The organism is Mycobacterium gastri (genome assembly GCF_002102175.1).
GTDB lineage: Bacteria > Actinomycetota > Actinomycetes > Mycobacteriales > Mycobacteriaceae > Mycobacterium > Mycobacterium gastri.
Map to the genome: position 1 here is coordinate 1 of NZ_LQOX01000133.1, position 18,364 is coordinate 18,364.

An 18,364-nucleotide genomic window follows, 5' to 3' on the forward strand; every position below is an offset into this window, starting at 1 on the left:
TTGCGCACCCCCTGCGCACTGGCCAACACCCCAGCATTACCATCCCCCACCACCGTGGCCGCCGTCGCAATATTGGTATCACCGGTCGCCTTCGCCAAGACCGCACCGGTGTTGTTATCCCCCACCACCGTGGCCGCCGTCGCCACATTGGTCGCGCCCTCGGAAGCGGCCGTAATCCCGATGTTGGCATTACCCACTACCGTGGCCGCCGTCGCAATATTGGTGTCACCGGTGGCAGAAGCCGAAATCGCCTGATTCCCATCAAAAACCGCCGTGGCAGCGGTTGCGATATTCAGTCTGCCGTCGGCGTTGGCTGCGACTCCGGTGTTGGCATCGCCCACGGCGGTGCCGAGGGTGGCGATATTTGTGCTGCCGACAGCGCCGGCTGCCACCGCGTTGTTGTCGCCGACGACCGTAGCGAGGGTGGCGATATTGGTGTCACCATTGGAGGTGGCGGCTGCCCCGGTATTGGCGTTGCCGACGACAGTGGCGAGCGTGGCGTAATTGGCAGTGTCGTTGGAGCTGGCCAGAACTCCGCTGTTGTGGTCGCCGACCACGGTCGCAACAGTCGCGATATTGGCCGCGCCATTGGCCTCGGCTGTAAGCCCATTACTGTTGCCGACCGCGGTGCCGAAGGTGGCGATATTGCCTGTGCCGTCGGTCTTGGCCTCCACCGCGGTGTTGTCATTGCCGACTGTGGTGGCGGCCGTGGCGTAATTGCCGGTGCCGTTCGCACTGGCCAGTACCCCGCTGTTGTGGTCGCCAACCGCTGTCGCAAGAGTCGATATGTTGCCATCACCGACAGCCTCTGCGGTCAGCACGTTGTCGTCGCCGACCACGGTCGCGAAGGTGGCGATATTGCTTCGGTCGCTGGCGCTCGCCAGGACCGCACCGTTGTCATCACCGATAGCGGTAGCGAAGGTGACGATGTTGTTGTCTCCCACGGCTTTAGCGGTCACCCCATTGCTGTCGCCGAAGGCGCTGGCAAATGTGGCGATATTGCCCCCGCCGTTGGCGACGGCTTCGACGCCGTTGCTGGCGGTACCGAAGAGGGTCGCGGCGGTGCCGACCGTGGCGATATTGCCCCGGCCGTTGGCGTTGGCTGCAACCGAATTGTCGCCGTTGCCAAAGATAGTGAGGGAGTTAGCCATCGTGGCGATATTGGCGTCGCCGCTCGCCGTGGCTTGCACCCCATCGTTGCCGTTGCCGAAAACCCCTGCGAGAGTGGCGATGTTGTTGTTCCCAGTGGCGCCGGCTGCTACCTGTTGGTTGGCGCTGCCGACGACGGTGGCGAAGGTGGCGATGTTACCTCCGCCGCTGGCATTGGCTTCCACGCCGTTGTTGGCGTTGCCGACGAAGCTGGCGTTGGTGGCGAACGTAGCGATGTTGCCGGTGCCGTCGGCGCTGGCTTGGATCGCGTTGTTGGCGTTGCCGACAAAGCTGGCGTTGGTGGCAAAAGTCGCGATATTGCCGGTGCCGGTGGCGCTGGACGCCACCCCCGTGTTGGCGTTGCCGAAGACGGTGGCAAAGGTCGCGATGTTACCCTGTCCGTCGGTGCTGGCGGTGACCCCATCATTCGCGTTGCCGAAAGTCGTTGCAAAGGTGGCAATATTACCGGTACCACTGGCGCTGGCTTCCAGGTTCTGGTTGCCATTGCCGATCATGTTGACGTCAGTGGCAAAGGTGGCGATGTTGAGGTCGCCAGCAGCCTTGGCCTTGACGCCGTCGTTTCCGAGGCTTATCAGGCCGGTCGTGGTGGCGAAGGTAGCGATGTTGTTGTGGCCGACGGCTTCTGCGGTGATGCCGCTGTTGGCGTTGCCCGCGACGGTGGCAAAGGTGGCGATATTGGTATCACCGCTCGCGCTGGCCGTCACCTCATGATTGCCGTTGAACATGGCAGTGCTCAAGGTGGCGATATTGAGATGGCCTGCGGTGTCGGCGCCGACGTCATGGTTGCCGTTACCGACGGCGCTGGCGAAGGTAGCGATGTTGGTGTCGCCGTTGGCGCTCGCGGCGACCTCGTTCCCGCCGCCGACGGCAGTGCCGAAGGTGGCGATGTTGAGGCGGCCGACGGCATCGGCGCCAGTCCCATGGTTGCCGTTGCCGACGACGGTCGCGAAGGTAGCGATGTTGGTATCGCCGTCGGTGCTAGCTGCGACGCCGCTGTTGGCATTGCCGATTACGTTGCTGAGCGTGGCGATGTTGGTGTTGCCGACGGCGTCGGCTGCCACCACGTTGTTGTCGGCGCCGATAGCGTTGGCCATCGTGGCGATGTTGATGTTGCCATCAGCACCAGCCAACACCCCGCCGTTGTAGTCGCCGAGCACGGTAGCGACGGTTGCGATATTGGTCTGACCGGCGACACTGGCTTGAACACCGCTGTTGTTGTTTCCCAACACGGTAGCAATGGTTCCGACGTTGGCGTTCGCGACTGCACCACTTCCGTTGGCACCGGCAGTAACCATGCCGTTGTTGCTACCGAGCACAGTGGCGAAGGTGCCGATGTTGGTGTTCGCGACTGCGTCATTTCCATTGGCACCCACGGTAACTGTGCTGTTATGGTTCCCGACGACGGTGGCAAAGTTGGCGATGTTCGTTCGGGCTACGGAGCCCGTGCCGTTGGCGCCGACTCCGACTGGGCTGTTGTAGTTGCCGAGCACTGTCGCAGCGTTGAAGTAGCCGCCGCCGGCGCGGGCTGCGTTGTTGTCCCCGAAAACCCAAGCGCCGTTGCCTATACCGTCAACCGCACCGGCCTGGTTGTTGTTACCCAGAATCCCAGCGAAGTTCACAGTGCCACCGGCGCCGGTGCTATTGCCGCTACCGAGAGTCAAAGCCCCGGTGACCACGCCGACGACATCGGCCACATTGTCGTTACCGAAAACCCAAGCGCGGTTACCAAAGCCGTCAACCACACCGACCTGATTGCCATTACCGACAAGCCCGCCGAAGTTCACATAACCACCAGTGCTCACACTGCTACCGCTACCGAAGGCCGAAGCCGCAGTAAGCAAACCACCCACCTGCGCCACATTGTCGTTACCGAAAACCCAAGCGCGGTTACCAAAGCCGTCAACCACACCGACCTGATTGCCATTACCGACAACCCCGGCGAAGTTCACATAACCACCAGTGCTCACACTGCTACCACTACCGAAAGCCGAAGCCGCAGTAAGCAAACCACCCACCTGCGCCACATTGTCGTTACCGAAAACCCAAGCGCGGTTACCAAAGCCGTCAACCACACCGACCTGATTGCCATTACCGACAACTCCGGCAAAGTTCACATAACCACCAGTGCTCACACTGTTACCGCTACCAAAGGCCGAAGCCACGGTAAGCAAGCCGCCGGCCTGTGCGGTGCTGGTGTCGCCCACGGCGACGGCCGTGTTGAGATAGCCGCTGCTGCTGGCGCCCGTGACGCTGCCCAGGGCCCAGGCCCCGTCGAGCAACCCAGTGGCGCTGGCCGAACTGTTCGGGCCGAGGGCGACCGCCAGCCCACCGAAAGTCGAGTTCGCATGCGCGGTGCCCAACTGCACAAGTTGCAGACCGCTGAACGACACACTGACGTCCAACGCATTGAGCGATTCAGCCTGGGTGGCCACGTTGACGGCCGCGACCGAACCACTCGTCTGCGCCTGAAGCGTTTGCAGCACTCCTTGCCACGGCAGCAGCTGTGCGGCCACCGTCGAAACCCCGGCGTGGTAGCCCGACAGGGCTGCCACATCCTGTGCCCACATCTGCTCGTAGTGCGCCTCGGTGGCTGCGATCGCCGGAGCGTTCAGACCCAACAGGTTCGACATCGCCAGCACGATGAGCTGATTCCGGTTTGCCGCCACCAGCGCCGGATGCACTGTCGCCGCTAGCGCGTCCTCGAACACCGTCGCCGCTGCGCCGGCCTGGACGGACGCGCCCTGCGCCCCGGCGGCGGCCGCATTCAGCCAGCTCGCGTATGGGGCGGCGGCACTCGCCATCGCTGCCGCCGCCCAACCCTGCCAGGAATCGCCTACCAACGCCGAGGTCACCGACTCGAATGACGCTGCCGCCGAAGACAATTCGTCGGCCAGCTGCTGCCACGCCGACGCCGCCTGCAGCATCGGCGCTGACCCGGGGCCGGCAAAAATCCGCGCCGAGTTGATCTCCGGGGGCAGAACCGAAAAGTTCATCGCACCCTATCCTCTCCGAGCTCGCCGACTTCAGAAGTTGCCACCAAAGAAGCCGGCCCAACCGGTGCCGATATTGAAGCCACCGGAGTTGCTGTTGCCGAAATTGCCGATTCCTGAATTGAATCCTGCGGCAATGTCGTTGATGTTTCCGAAGCCGGAATTGTTGTCGCCCGTGTTGAAGAACCCGACATTGTAGAAACCGGTGTTCCCGAAGCCGGAGTCGTTGTTGGAACCCGTGTTTCCAACTCCGGAGTGCTGTGTCCCCTGGTTCCCGATACCGGCATTGTTCTGACCCGGGCCGCCGGACACTCCCGCATTGCCGTAGCCTGAGTTGTTGTCACCGAAGTTGTTGAAGCCGGAATTGCCGGTGCCGGTATTCCCAAACCCGGAGTTGGCAACCGGCTGAATGACGGAACTGCCGAAACCGGTGTTCAGACTTCCGGAGTTGAAGGCGCCCGTATTGGTATCGCCCGAATTCCACAATCCGGTATTGACGGAGCCCCCGTTGAAGCTCCCGGTATTCACATCGCCCGCGTTGAAGCTCCCGAAGTTGCTGTCGCCCGAGTTGTAGTCGCCCGTGCCGCCGGAGCCCGCGTTGAACCAGCCGGTATTGTGGCTGCCCGCGTTGAAAGCGCCGGCATTGCCGGTGCCGGCGTTACCGAAGCCGGTGTCATACGACCCGGAATTCCAGAAGCCGGTGCTGGTCACGCCCGAGTTGCCAAAGCCGGTGCTGCCCACCCCGGAGTTCCAGCCACCCCAGTTGCCCACCCCCGAGTTGAACCACCCCAGGTTATTGCTTCCAGAGTTGAAGATGCCGGTGTTACCGCTACCAGAATTGAACAAGCCGACGTTCCCGGAGCCGGAGTTCAGGCCGCCGAATCCAATTTGATTGTCACCGGTGAGACCGATACCGATATTGTTGTTACCCGTATTAGCAAAACCGATATTGAAGTTACCGGTGTTAGCGAAGCCGACGTTGAGATCGCCGCTGTTCCCGCTACCGAGGTTTCCGCTGCCATTGTTTCCGCTGCCGAAGTTGTTGCTTCCGGCGTTGCCGAAGCCAAGGTTACCGCCGCCAATATTTCCACTGCCGAGGTTATTGCTGCCGATGTTCCCGTGGCCGAAGTTCGCGTTCCCGTTGTTTCCGCTGCCCAGGTTGTTGTTGCCGGCGTTGCCGCTGCCGACGTTGAGGCTGCCGTCGTTGCCGCTGCCGAGGTTGACGTTGCCGTGGTTACCGCTGCCGAAATTGACGTTGCCGTTGTTGCCGCTACCCAGGTTGACGTTGCCGTTGTTGCCGCTGCCCAGATTCAAATCGCCGGTATTGCCCGAGCCGAAGTTTCCACTGCCGATATTGCCGAAACCGAGGTTAGGCAGCGAGATATTGGTGCCGGCGGCCGCACTCGACCCAGCCGAGATGGCGGATGCCACCGGCCCTCCCCGGGAGGCCGACATGTCCGGCATACCCGGCTGGCTCGATGCGGCGGAAATGCCTTGCAGCCCAGCACGCCACGGCGACAATGCGGCCGCCGCGGCCGACGTGTCGGCGTGGTAACTCAGCATCGCGGCCACGTCTTGCGCCCACATCTGCTCGTATTGGGCCTCGGCTGAAGCGATCGCCGGTGCGTTCAGGCCGAGCAGGTTCGACGCCACCAGTTGCACGAACCGATTACGGTTGATCGCCACCATCAATGGATGCACTGTGGCCGCGCGCGCCGCGTCAAACGCACCGGCCACCGCTCGAGCCTGAGCTGCCGCGCCCGACGCGTGATCCGCCGCGGCACTCAACCATCGGGCGTAAGGCGCCGCAGCAGCCGCCATCGCCGCTGATGCCGGCCCCCGCCAAGAGCCGTCGACCAACCCCGACGTCACCGACGAGAACGACGACGCGGCACCGGCGAGCTCGCCAGCCAGTCCATCCCAGGCCGAAGCCGCAGCGAGCATCGGTTGCGGACCGGCGCCGGCGAAAATCCGCAACGAATTGATCTCCGGTGGCAACACCGAAAAATTCATCACCCTAGCCCTTCCCCAGCCGAGCTGCCCCGACCGACGGGCCCGCAATCACGGGCCAGAGCAACCGTTACACCGGCGCGCCCTGGCTGTCAGCGGTTCGGGCGAATTGCTCCAGGAGGTCCTCGACCGCAGCCCGGCTACGACTGCCACGCCGCGGGTTCCACCGTCGCGGCAGCGCCCTCGGTCGCCGACGGGTTGGCAGCGCGGCTGGGCGAATCAAGCGGCCCCGACGACCCGGCGACTTCACACCGGGCCACCCACCGAGCCCGTGCGTATCGTCGAACCCGACCATGACGAACAACGGGCGATCCGTGCGGCACCTGGCAGTGGCACCTTGCCACCGTCCAACCCGGCGCCCTCGACAACAACCGGGTGGGCTCCACGCCCGATAGACAGTGAGGCAGGAAGATGACGACGCTCGAAACGCTACTCAGCGATCCCGATGCCGCCGGGGCATGGAATCTTGTTCCGGATCACTCGGCGGTCACCTTCAAAATCAAGAACATGTGGGGCCTGCTCGCGGTCAAGGGCGAATTCACCAAGTTCACCGGCCGCGGCAACTTGACCGACCCGGGCGCGGTCTCCGGTTATCTCGAGGTCGACGTCGCCTCGCTGCGCACCGGTATCCGCCTGCGTGACAAGCATTTACTCTCGGCCGATTTCTTCGACGTCGAACGCTTCCCAGAAATCCGGGTTGTGGTTACCGCGCTGCACCCGACCAAGGGCAAACACGCCGAACTGCAGGCCAGCTTCACCATCAAAGGCATCACAGACCCGGTAACCCTGCCGGTCACGGTCACCGAGTTCAGCGACGGCTCGGTGCGCATAGCCGGCCAAACCGAGATCGACCGAACTCAGTTCGGGTTGCGCTGGAACAAGTTCGGCATCATGGCTGCGACAGCGACCGCAGCGGGCGAGGTGTGTTTCGTGAAGGCGCCGTAGCAGAACGAAGTCCGTTCAGCCACCGCGCATTTGAATTCCCTGCTCTTGCTTGACCCGAGGTCGCAGCTTCCCCTTTTCGGCTTCCGGCCGTAACGAAGCCGCCTTTTCCTCTGCCTCCGATGCCTGGTCCTGCTTGTTGGCTGACCGGTGCGACGCATCGGCGGCCAGCGACGGCCGTAGCGCCGACTCGGGAATTCCCGAACCCGTCGATTGTGTCACCCGCGCTACCGGTACCGGGGCCGCCTTCGCCGCAATTTCGGGATCCGCGGTGGGCAACACCCCCATCTGGGGAGCCGCAGCCTCGACTTCGGCCGCCGGCGGGACCGCTGCTTCCGGTGCCCGAGTTGGTGCGGCACTTCCAGCGCTTCCCGCACCAACGCCAATGCCGGCAGACCCCGTCTGATTGCTGCCGGTGGCCGGGATCAGGATCGGAACGCCCATCATTCCGGGGGCGGCGACGCCGCCGCTTGCGCTGGTAGCGCCGCCAGTCAAGAGACTTGCACTGCCGACATTGCCGCTGCCGGCAATCCCCTGACCTACGTTGCTGTACATCGGGTCGGCCTGCGATAGCCCGGCGCTGGGGTTGCCGTTGACGACGGTGTTCGTCTGCCCACCGACCGGGCCGCTGCTCGCGCCGCCGGCATTGCTGCCGCCGGCAACGTTTGCACCCTCGCCGTTACCGCCAACATTGGTAGTAGTACCCGCGGCGCCACTGCCCGCGCTTGTGCCCGCGGCGCCGGCGCTGCCCATACCCGGGAGCCCCTTCAGGATGTTCTGCCACGGCACCAACTGCGAGGCGAGCGCCGCGGCACCGGAGTAGTAGCCCGACATCGCAGACACGTCCGCAGCCCACATTTCCTCGTAAATGCTCTCCGCGAACGCGATCGCCGGCGCGTTCTGGCCGAACAAATTCGACATCACCAGCTGCACGAATGCGTCGCGATTGGCGGCCACGGCCGCCGGAAGCACCGTCGCTGCCTGGGCTGCCTCGAACATGCTGGCCATGGCACTGGCTTGCCCCGCGGCCCCGGCGGACTGCGCCGCGGCCGCACTCAGCCACGCCGCGTACGGAGCTGCCGCAGCCGCCATCGCCGCCGCTGCCGGACCCTGCCAAGCCTGACCCGCCAGAGTCGACGTCACCGAGGCAAAGGATTGGGCCGCGGCCCCCAACTCCTCGGCAAGTCCCGACCATGCGGTCGCCGCCTGCAACATTGGCGCCGAACCCGCGCCGATGAACATTCGCAAAGAGTTGATCTCCGGCGGCAGCACGAAAAAACTCACTGCACCAGTCCTCCAGAATCGCTTGCCAGGTTCGTACCGGCGTCGCACATAGCGTAACGACATTTGGCCGCCGATTCGCCGCTTATCCCCGCATTCATCGTTGTCGCTCCCACGCCCGACTTCACCGGCGCTCCCCCACTGCGCCAGACACTGCCCCGAGCGCGGGCGCTGTCGGTCTCAACCAGCGCGCACCCGCCAACGGCCGCCCGGTCATCAGGGGCAAGCCCGGCGGGTACACCGCAGCGACGAGGACGGTGAACTCGCCCGCCTCGAGGCGCCGCGTTGCCGAGTATTAACTAACAACTACGGTTGACAGCAACTCTAATTTACGTGTGCCAGGGCATTCGTTTTGTAGACAATGATCTACCCTGCGTCTCTTGAATCACGCCCGTTAGCCGCCCGGGATCCGTAACCGGCCCCAGGCGAAGGTTGTCGATGCGCATACCGGAGGCGAATTTGCGACCATGCCAACAACTTTGGATGCCGAATTCGCGGGCGCTGGCGTGTTATAGCCCGTCGCCGAGCCGAGCGACCCGGCGCAACCGGCGGTCGGCAAGGTGCGTCGTTCGTTGGGCCGGCCTGAAGGTGTTTCTCCTGGTGCGATTCCTGCCGGGGATGCCCACTCCCGCTGTATCTGGCAATCGGTGCGCTAACTTAATTTAAGGATGGACTTCCGCCGGTTTCTGGTGTGCGATGTGGTATGCGCGACATTGGCCGTCGGCATTTTCTTACTCAGCTATCTCGGCGCCGGAGGGATCAGCGGGTTGATTCATCAGTCGGAGTTGGGCGGGGACTGTGATTTTGCCGGTGGCGGCGACCGGAGCCGGATCGTCTTACCGCTTCTGGAAGCGCTGGCGCCGGCAATCGAGGCCGCACCGGCCTGGAGTACAAGGAAGTCGCAATGAGCCGACGGCCTGCTGAGACCACCCTGTTTCTCCGCGAATTCTGGAAAAAGTTCGAGACGACCGGATCAATCGCACCGAGTACCCGCTACCTGGCCCGGGCCATCACCCGCCACCTCCGGCGCCGGGGGCCGGCGCCCATTCGCGTTTTGGATTGCGGACCGGGCACCGGCGTGTTCACCGAGCAAATCGTCGACCACCTGCGGCCAGGTGACACATTGGACGTGGTGGAGATCAATGGCTGCTTTGTCCGCGTGTTGCAGAAACGCTTTGCCACTGAACCACGCTGGCGGGCGATCAGCGATTTCGTGAATATCTACGAGCTGCCGTTCCAGAATTTCGCCGCGCCGGCGCCGTACGATTTCATCGTTTCAAGCCTGCCGCACAGCAACTTTCCCCCAGCCGTCGTAGCGGAGATCCTCCACTCCTACATCCGGCTGCTCAGGCCGGGAGGCGTACTCAGCTACTTCGAATACCTGTACCTGCGGCAAATCCGCAGCAGCCTGGCACGCGGGACCCGGCGCGATCGCATCCGACGTGTCGAGCAGCTCATGCTGTCGCACATGAGCAAGCACCGGGTCACACACGAAAGCATTCTCATGAACGTTCCGCCCGCCCGGGTACACCATCTGACCGCGCCGGCCGACGGCGCCCGCAGAATCGGGTATTTGCTGGATCGCGCCCGGTCGGCGTAGGACCTCGGTGTCCGGGCACCGCCGCGCCGGCGACCACGACCGTGCACCGATCACCCGAGCCTGCCGCGTCAGGATCATCGCGACGCCCGCCGTGAGAAAGACGGCGGACCGGCACCAGTACCATTTTCACCGTGCCCGACTCCAGCGACGCCCTGCGGATCCTCGTCTATAGCAACAATGTCCAAACCCGCCAACAGGTGATGCGTGCGCTGGGCAAACGGCTGCATCCTGATCTGCCGGAGTTGGCTTATGTCGAAATCGCGACGGCTCCGATGGTGATACAGCGCATGGACGAAGGCGACATCGACCTGGCCATCCTCGACGGCGAGGCGACACCCGCCGGGGGCATGGGAATCGCCAAACAGCTCAAAGACGAACTCTCGACGTGCCCGCCGATTCTGGTGCTCACCGGGCGGCCGGATGACTCCTGGCTGGCCAGCTGGTCGCGGGCCGAGGCCGCGGTACCGCATCCGATCGACCCGATTGTGCTCGGCCGCACGGCGCTCGGCCTGTTGCGTGCGCCCGCGCTCTGACCGCCGCGCCCACCAACCCAATCGCCCCACGAGGTTTCCGGGCCAACCCGGATTTGCGATCCACCCGCGAGGTACCCCAACGCCTCCGCAGCCACGGATCTGCAGGTGCCCGCGAGGTTGACCCCGGGCATGGGCCCCCGCCGTAGCGCGACTATGTTGAAGGTCACTGTGACGGTCCACAAGCCCGGCCCGTCACAGCAGCCCGGTCACCGCCCGGCCGCCATGTTGGCGGCCCGTACGACGGATCAGGGAGCGACGTGAACGTCTACATACCCATCCTGGTGCTGGCGGCGCTTGCTGCCGCCTTTGCCGTGGTCTCGGTTGTGATCGCGAGCCTGGCCGGCCCGTCGCGCTTCAACCGGTCGAAGCTCGCGGCCTACGAATGCGGGATTGAACCGACAGACAGCTCGGTGAGCGGCCCGCACGCGACGGCCGGGCAGCGGTTCCCGATCAAGTACTACCTGACCGCAATGTTGTTCATCGTCTTCGACATCGAGATCGTGTTCCTGTATCCGTGGGCGGTCAGCTTCGACGCGCTGGGCACCTTCGCATTGGTCGAGATGGTGATATTCATGCTCACGGTGTTCGTTGCCTATGCCTACGTGTGGCGCCGCGGGGGCCTGACGTGGGATTGAGCGCCGACACGGGTTTGAGATGGGATTTGAGATGGGATTGAGGTAGGGCGTGGGACTGGAAGAACAGCTACCCGGCGGGATCCTGCTGTCGACAGTCGAGAAGGTGGCGGGCTACGTCCGCAAAAACTCGCTGTGGCCGGCGACGTTCGGCTTGGCCTGCTGCGCGATCGAAATGATGGCGACCGCCGGGCCGAGGTTCGATCTGGCCCGCTTCGGGATGGAGCGATTCTCAGCGACGCCGCGGCAAGCCGATCTGATGATCGTGGCGGGGCGGGTCAGCCAGAAGATGGCGCCGGTGCTGCGCCAGATCTACGACCAGATGGCCGAGCCGAAATGGGTTCTGGCCATGGGGGTGTGCGCGTCGTCGGGTGGGATGTTCAACAACTACGCGATCGTCCAGGGTGTGGACCACGTCGTCCCGGTCGACATCTACCTGCCGGGGTGCCCGCCGCGGCCCGAAATGCTCTTGCACGCAATCCTCAAGCTGCACGAGAAGATTCAGGAAATGCCGTTGGGTGTCAACCGGGAACGTGCCATCGCCGCGGCCGAAGAGGCGGCGCTGCTGGCCCGGCCCACCATCGAGATGCGCGGACTGCTGCGATGAGCTCCCCAGACCAGGATCCGCGGGAGGCAACCGCGGCTGCTGACGAAGAAGTGATCGACGTTCGCCGCGGGATGTTCGGCGTCAGCGGCACCGGCGACACGTCCGGATACGGGCGGCTGGTGCGTCAGGTCACGTTGCCGGGCAGCAGCCCTCGGCCGTATGGCGGCTATTTCGACGACATCGCCGACCGCCTGGCCGAAGCACTGCAGGGCGAGGGTGTCGAATTCGAGGACGCCATAGAGAAAGTCGTGGTGTACCCGCCGGGCAAGGGGGCCGAACTGACCCTGCACGTCCGCCGCGAACGGCTGCCACAAGTCGCCCAACGCCTGCGCGACGAACCGGAATTGCGGTTCGAAATGTGTTTGGGCGTCAACGGTGTGCACTACCCGCACGAGACCGGCCGGGAGCTACACGCCGTCTACCCCCTGCAGTCGATCACCCACAACCGTCGTCTCCGGCTGGAAGTGTCTGTGCCCGATAGTGATCCGCATATCCCGTCGCTGTATTCGGTCTATCCGACCAACGACTGGCATGAGCGCGAGACGTATGACTTCTTCGGGATCATCTTCGACGGGCATCCGTCACTGACCCGCATCGAGATGCCCGACGACTGGCACGGACATCCGCAGCGCAAGGACTACCCACTCGGTGGCATCCCGGTCGAATACAAGGGCGCGCAGATACCCCCGCCCGACGAACGTAGGGGCTACAACTAATGATCGAAAAAGACGAAAAATGATCGAAAAAGACGAAAAATGACCGATACCGAGACTGTCCTGGTCGCCGGCGGCCAGGACTGGGAGGACATCGTCGACGCCGCCCGCAAGGCGGACCCCGGCGAACGCATCGTCGTCAACATGGGGCCCCAGCACCCGTCCACGCACGGGGTGTTGCGGCTGATCCTCGAGATCGAAGGCGAAACGATCATCGAGGCCCGCTGCGGAATCGGCTATCTGCACACCGGCATCGAGAAAAACCTCGAATACCGGTACTGGACGCAGGGCGTCACCTTCGTGACCCGAATGGATTACCTGTCACCGTTTTTCAACGAAACCGCGTACTGCCTGGGTGTGGAGAAGCTGCTCGGCATCACCGAGCAGATACCGGAGCGGGTCAATGTCATCCGGGTGCTGCTGATGGAGCTCAACCGCATCTCGTCGCACCTGGTCGCATTGGCGACCGGCGGTATGGAACTGGGCGCGATGACCGCCATGTTCATCGGCTTCCGCGCGCGCGAAATCATCCTCAACGTGTTCGAGTCGATCACCGGATTGCGGATGAACCACGCCTACATCCGGCCCGGCGGCCTGGCGCAGGATCTGCCGCCCAACGCGGCCAGCGACATCGCCGAAGCCCTCAAGCAGTTGCGGCAACCACTGCGCGAGCTGGGTGATCTGCTCAACGAAAACGCCATCTGGAAGGCCCGCACCCAGGGCATCGGATATCTCGACCTCGCCGGATGCATGGCGCTGGGCATCACCGGCCCGATCCTGCGTTCCACCGGATTACCGCACGACCTGCGCAAGAGCGAACCTTACTGTGGGTACGAAAACTACGAATTCGACGTGATCACCGATGACGCGTGTGATGCCTACGGGCGCTACATGATTCGGGTCAAAGAGATGTGGGAGTCGGTGAAGATCGTCGAGCAGTGCCTGGACAAGCTGAAGGCGGGCCCCACCATGATCGAGGACCGCAAGATCGCCTGGCCCGCCGACCTGAAGGTCGGCCCGGACGGGATGGGCAATTCGGAAGAGCACATCGCCAAGATCATGGGCAGCTCGATGGAGGCGCTGATCCACCACTTCAAGCTGGTCACCGAGGGCATTCGGGTGCCGCCGGGCCAGGTCTACGTGGCGTTGGAATCACCGCGCGGTGAACTCGGCGTACACCTGGTCAGCGACGGCGGCACCCGCCCCTACCGGGTGCACTACCGGGATCCGTCGTTCACCAACCTGCAGTCGGTCGCCGCGATGTGTGAGGGCGGCATGGTGGCCGATTTGATCACCGCGGTCGCCAGCATCGACCCGGTGATGGGCGGGGTGGATCGATGACGGGGCCGCAGGGGCAGCCGGTATTCCTCAGGCTCGGGCCGCCGCCCGAAGAGCCCAACCAGTTCGTGCTCGAGGGTGCGCCACGGTCGTATCCACCCGAGGTGCAAGCGCGGCTGGAGGTCGACGCCAAGGAGATCATCGGCCGCTATCCCAACAAGCGTTCCGCGCTCCTGCCGTTGCTGCACCTGGTGCAAGGTGAGGACTCCTACCTGACACCGGCGGGTCTGGAGTTCTGCGCAAATCAGTTGGGGCTGACCGGGGCCGAGGTCTCGGCGGTGGCGAGTTTCTACACCATGTACCGGCGCGGCCCCACCGGCGACTATCTGGTCGGCGTGTGCACTAACACGCTGTGCGCCATCATGGGCGGCGACGCCATCTTCGAGGACCTCAAAGACCATCTCGGCATCGGCAACGACGAGACCACCGCCGACGGATCGATCACCCTGCAACACATCGAATGCAACGCCGCCTGCGACTACGCCCCAGTGGTCATGGTCAATTGGGAATTCTTCGACAACCAGACACCGGAGTCGGCACGCGAGCTCGTCGACTCGCTGCGCTCCGGCACCCCGAAGGAGCCCACCCGCGGGGCTCCGCTGTGCGCCTTCCGGGAGACGTCGCGCATCTTGGCGGGTTTGCCCGACCCGCGTCCCGACCAAGGCCAGGGCGGCGCCGGTGCGGCCACGCTGGCCGGGCTGCGGGTGGCACAGGAAAACGACATGCAGGCGTCGCCCGGGCCCGAAACCGCCCCGGAAGGCCAGTGATGACCTCGCAGGCAACCCCGTTGACCCCGGTGATCAGCCGCTACTGGGACGACCCCGAATCATGGACCATGGCGACGTATCAGCGTCATGACGGCTACCAGGCGATGAACAAGGCCCTGGCCATGGACCCCGATGACGTGATCGCGACTGTCAAGGACTCCGGGTTGCGCGGGCGCGGCGGTGCCGGCTTCGCCACCGGGACGAAATGGTCGTTCATCCCCCAAGGAGACAAGGGTCCGGCCACCAAGCCGCACTACCTGGTGGTCAACGCCGACGAGTCCGAACCCGGCACGTGCAAGGACATTCCGTTGATGCTGACGACACCGCATGTGCTCGTCGAAGGCATCATCATCGCCGCGTACGCGATCCGGGCCCACCACGCCTTCATCTATGTGCGCGGCGAAGTGCTGCCGGTGCTGCGCCGGCTGCAGAACGCGGTGGCCGAGGCGTACGCCGCCGGTTACCTGGGCCGCAACATCGCCGGGTCCGGCTTCGACCTGGAACTGGTGGTGCACGCCGGCGCGGGCGCCTACATCTGCGGCGAAGAGACCGCACTGCTCGATTCGCTGGAAGGCCGCCGCGGCCAGCCACGGCTCCGGCCGCCCTTTCCCGCCGTTGCGGGGCTCTACGGCTGCCCGACGGTGATCAACAACGTCGAGACCATCGCCAGCGTGCCGTCGATCATTCTCAACGGCGTCGACTGGTTCCGGTCGATGGGCAGCGAGAAATCGCCTGGCTTCACGCTGTATTCGTTGTCCGGGCACGTCACCCGGCCCGGGCAGTACGAGGCGCCGCTGGGTATCACGTTGCGCGAGCTGCTCGACTACGCCGGCGGGGTGCGTGCCGGACACCGGCTGAAATTCTGGACGCCGGGCGGGTCGTCAACACCGTTGCTCACCGACGAACACCTCGACGTGCCATTGGATTACGAGGGTGTGGGCGCTGTCGGATCGATGCTGGGCACCAAAGCGCTGGAGATCTTCGACGAGACCACCTGCGTGGTGCGTGCGGTGCGGCGCTGGACCGAGTTCTACAAACACGAATCATGCGGGAAATGCACACCGTGCCGAGAAGGGACGTTCTGGCTGGACAAGATCTACGAGCGGCTGGAAACCGGCCGGGGCACCCGCGAGGACATCGACAAACTGCTCGACATCTCGGACTCGATCTTGGGAAAGGCGTTCTGCGCGTTGGGCGATGGTGCCGCGAGCCCGGTGATGTCGTCGATCAAGTACTTCCGCGACGAATACGTCGCCCATGTCGAAGGCGGCGGATGCCCGTTCGACCCCCGGGAATCCATGCTCATGGCGAACGGAGACAAGGCGTGACCCAAACGGCCGACACCGAAAACCGGGTGGCCCAGCCGGAGATGGTGACGCTGACCATCGACGGAAACGAAATAAGCGTCCCCAAAGGAACTTTGGTGATCCGCGCGGCCGAGCTGATGGGCATCCAGATCCCGCGGTTCTGCGACCACCCGCTGCTCGACCCGGTCGGGGCGTGCCGCCAATGTCTGGTCGAGGTCGAGGGACAACGCAAGCCGCTGGCGTCGTGCACCACGGTCTGCACCGACGACATGGTGGTCCGCACCCAGCTCACCTCGGAGGCCGCCGACAAAGCCCAGCATGGCGTCATGGAGCTGCTGCTGATCAACCATCCGCTGGACTGCCCGATGTGCGACAAGGGCGGCGAATGCCCGCTGCAGAACCAGGCCATGTCCAACGGCCGGCCCGACTCCCGCTTCACCGACGTCAAGCGCACGTTCGCCAAGCCGATCAACATCTCCGCACAGGTATTGCTGGACCGGGAACGCTGCATCCTGTGCGCCCGCTGCACCCGCTTCTCCGAACAGATCGCCGGCGATCCGTTCATCGACATGCAGGAGCGCGGCGCGTTGCAGCAGGTCGGCATCTACACAGGCGAACCGTTCGACTCCTACTTCTCGGGCAACACGGTGCAGATCTGCCCGGTCGGCGCGCTGACCGGGACTGCCTACCGATTCCGGGCGCGTCCGTTCGACTTGGTCTCCAGCCCCAGCGTCTGTGAGCACTGCGCGTCGGGCTGTGCCCAACGCACCGACCACCGCCGCGGCAAGGTGCTGCGCCGCCTCGCCGGCGACGATCCGGAAGTCAACGAGGAGTGGAACTGCGACAAGGGCCGGTGGGCTTTCACCTACGCGACCCAGCCGGACGTCCTCACCACTCCCCTGATCCGGAATGCCGACGGCGAGCTGGTGCCCGCGTCGTGGTCACACGCCATGGTGGCCGCCGCCCAGGGACTCGAAGCAGCCCGCGGTCGCACCGGCGTGCTGGTCGGCGGCCGGGTCACCTGGGAGGACACCTACGCCTACGCCAAGTTCGCACGAATTGTGTTGGACACCAACGACGTCGACTTTCGGGCCCGGCCGCACTCGGCCGAGGAGGCCGACTTCCTGGCGGCCCGCGTCGCGGGCCGGCCGAAAGCCGTCAGCTACGCCGACCTGGAATCGGCGCCGGTGGTGCTGCTGGTCGGGTTCGAACCCGAGGACGAGTCCCCGATCATTTTCTTGCGGTTGCGCAAGGCGGCCCGCAAGCACCGCGTACCGATCTACGCGGTCGCGCCTTTTGCCACCCGCGGGCTGCAAAAAATGTCCGGCCGGTTGCTCAAAACCGTTCCCGGCCAGGAGCCCGCGGCCCTGGATGGGCTGGCCACCGGTGAAGTGGGCGATCTGCTGGCCACCCCGGGCGCGGTCATCATGGTTGGGGAACGCCTGGCCACGGTGGCCGGCGGATTGTCCGCAGCGGCACGGCTGGCCGACTCGACCGGGGCCCGGCTGGCGTGGGTGCCGCGCCGCGCCGGGGAACGCGGCGCGCTGGAAGCCGGCGCGCTGCCGGGACTGCTGCCCGGTGGCCGTCCGCTGGCCGACGAGGCCGCCCGATCGCAGGTCCGAGACGCCTGGCAGGTGGCCCAATTGCCTTCGGCCGCAGGGCGCGACGCCGACGGGATGCTGGCCGCCGCGGCCGACGGCACGCTGGGCGCGCTGCTGGTCGGCGGTGTCGAACCCGGCGACTTCGCCGATCCGGACGCGGTGCTGGCCGCACTGGACTCCGCCGGGTTCGTGGTCAGTCTGGAATTGCGGCACAGCGCCGTCACCGAGCGCGCCGACGTGGTGTTCCCGGTGGCGCCGACGGCGCAGAAGGCCGGCGCCTTCGTCAACTGGGAGGGCCGCTACCGCGGGTTCAAGCCCGCGCTGCAGGGCACCATTGCGCAAGCCGGCCAGTCGGATCACCGGGTGCTCGACGCGCTGGCCGACGAGATGGGCGTCTATCTGGGCGTGTCCGACGTCGAGGCGGCCCGCGCCGAGCTTGCCGCGCTGGGCACCTGGACCGGCAGACACGCTGCCGGCCCGCACGTTGCCGCACCCGGGCCCGCCCAACCGGGCACTGGCGAGGCCGTGCTGACCGGTTGGCGGATGCTGCTGGACGCGGGGCGGCTGCAGGATGGTGAACCGCACCTGGCCGGTACCGCGCGCCCGCCGGTGGTGCGGCTGTCGGCCGACACCGCGGCCGAGATCGGCGCCGCCGACGGCGACGATGTCACCGTCAGCACGTCGCGCGGATCGATCACCGTGCCGCTGTGCGTCACCGATATGCCCGACCGGGTGGTGTGGCTTCCGCTGAACTCGCCCGGTTCGGCCGTGTACCGGCAGCTGGGCGCGAGGCTGGGCAGCGTCGTACGCATTGGAGTGAGCGAATGACCCGCGCCGGCGACGACGCAGAACGAAGTGATGTGGAGGAGCGGT

The 18,364-nt window shown here is 65.0% G+C and carries 14 protein-coding genes; 11 read left to right on the forward strand and 3 right to left on the reverse strand.

All coding sequences use genetic code 11. The features are described 5' to 3' along the window. Both AWC07_RS30035 and AWC07_RS22240 read right to left on the reverse strand, forming a co-directional pair. The coding region (locus tag AWC07_RS30035; RefSeq protein ID WP_085105229.1) for a beta strand repeat-containing protein at positions 1-4,163 on the reverse strand (4,163 nt) is incomplete at its 3' end. A gap of 30 nt (positions 4,164-4,193) precedes the next feature. After that, a complete protein-coding gene (locus AWC07_RS22240; protein ID WP_036411995.1) occupies positions 4,194-6,173 on the reverse strand; it encodes a PPE family protein in 1,980 nt (659 codons plus the stop codon). 408 nt (positions 6,174-6,581) lie between these two features. Here AWC07_RS22240 and AWC07_RS22245 point away from each other — a divergent pair, with 408 nt between their 5' ends. Next, a complete protein-coding gene (locus tag AWC07_RS22245) occupies positions 6,582-7,115 on the forward strand; it encodes a YceI family protein (RefSeq protein WP_036411994.1) in 534 nt (177 codons plus the stop codon). 15 nt (positions 7,116-7,130) lie between these two features. Here AWC07_RS22245 and AWC07_RS22250 read toward each other — a convergent pair whose 3' ends face one another. After that, positions 7,131-8,396: a PPE family protein gene (locus AWC07_RS22250; protein WP_036411993.1), complete on the reverse strand. Its 1,266-nt coding sequence runs from the start codon at positions 8,394-8,396 to the stop codon at positions 7,131-7,133. A gap of 665 nt (positions 8,397-9,061) precedes the next feature. Between AWC07_RS22250 and AWC07_RS22255 the strand changes: the two genes are divergently transcribed. The 10 genes from AWC07_RS22255 to AWC07_RS22300 all read left to right on the forward strand — a co-directional run bounded on the left by AWC07_RS22255 (position 9,062) and on the right by AWC07_RS22300 (position 18,319). Further along, positions 9,062-9,301 carry a hypothetical protein gene (locus AWC07_RS22255; RefSeq protein ID WP_036411991.1) on the forward strand — a complete coding sequence of 80 codons (240 nt, stop codon included), beginning with the start codon at positions 9,062-9,064 and terminating at the stop codon, positions 9,299-9,301. Next, the gene (locus AWC07_RS22260) at positions 9,298-9,993 is read left to right on the forward strand and encodes a class I SAM-dependent methyltransferase (protein WP_051507911.1); all 696 of its coding nucleotides are present in this window, start codon (positions 9,298-9,300) and stop codon (positions 9,991-9,993) included. Before AWC07_RS22255 ends, AWC07_RS22260 begins: the two co-directional genes overlap by 4 nt. Positions 9,994-10,124: 131 nt before the next feature. Next, a complete protein-coding gene (locus AWC07_RS22265; RefSeq protein ID WP_036411990.1) occupies positions 10,125-10,526 on the forward strand; it encodes an Rv3143 family two-component system response regulator in 402 nt (133 codons plus the stop codon). 257 nt (positions 10,527-10,783) lie between these two features. After that, positions 10,784-11,161, forward strand: a complete 378-nt coding sequence (locus AWC07_RS22270; protein WP_036411988.1) for an NADH-quinone oxidoreductase subunit A — start codon at positions 10,784-10,786, stop codon at positions 11,159-11,161. A 49-nt stretch (positions 11,162-11,210) separates the two neighbouring features. Beyond that, positions 11,211-11,765, forward strand: a complete 555-nt coding sequence (locus tag AWC07_RS22275; RefSeq protein WP_036411986.1) for a NuoB/complex I 20 kDa subunit family protein — start codon at positions 11,211-11,213, stop codon at positions 11,763-11,765. Beyond that, positions 11,762-12,481, forward strand: coding sequence for an NADH-quinone oxidoreductase subunit C (locus tag AWC07_RS22280; protein WP_036411985.1), 720 nt, complete (start codon positions 11,762-11,764; stop codon positions 12,479-12,481). Before AWC07_RS22275 ends, AWC07_RS22280 begins: the two co-directional genes overlap by 4 nt. 39 nt (positions 12,482-12,520) lie before the next feature. Continuing rightward, positions 12,521-13,819, forward strand: a complete 1,299-nt coding sequence (gene nuoD, locus AWC07_RS22285) for an NADH dehydrogenase (quinone) subunit D (protein ID WP_036411983.1) — start codon at positions 12,521-12,523, stop codon at positions 13,817-13,819. Beyond that, positions 13,816-14,583, forward strand: coding sequence for an NADH-quinone oxidoreductase subunit NuoE (gene nuoE / locus AWC07_RS22290; RefSeq protein ID WP_036411981.1), 768 nt, complete (start codon positions 13,816-13,818; stop codon positions 14,581-14,583). Before nuoD ends, nuoE begins: the two co-directional genes overlap by 4 nt. Next, on the forward strand, positions 14,583-15,911 hold the full coding sequence (gene nuoF / locus AWC07_RS22295; protein ID WP_036411979.1) for an NADH-quinone oxidoreductase subunit NuoF: 1,329 nt from the start codon (positions 14,583-14,585) through the stop codon (positions 15,909-15,911). The genes nuoE and nuoF overlap by 1 nt, the downstream gene beginning before the upstream one ends. Then, positions 15,908-18,319 (forward strand): NADH-quinone oxidoreductase subunit G, encoded by a 2,412-nt coding sequence (locus tag AWC07_RS22300; protein WP_036411977.1) that lies wholly within the window; start codon positions 15,908-15,910, stop codon positions 18,317-18,319. Before nuoF ends, AWC07_RS22300 begins: the two co-directional genes overlap by 4 nt. Positions 18,320-18,364 lie beyond the last annotated feature (45 nt).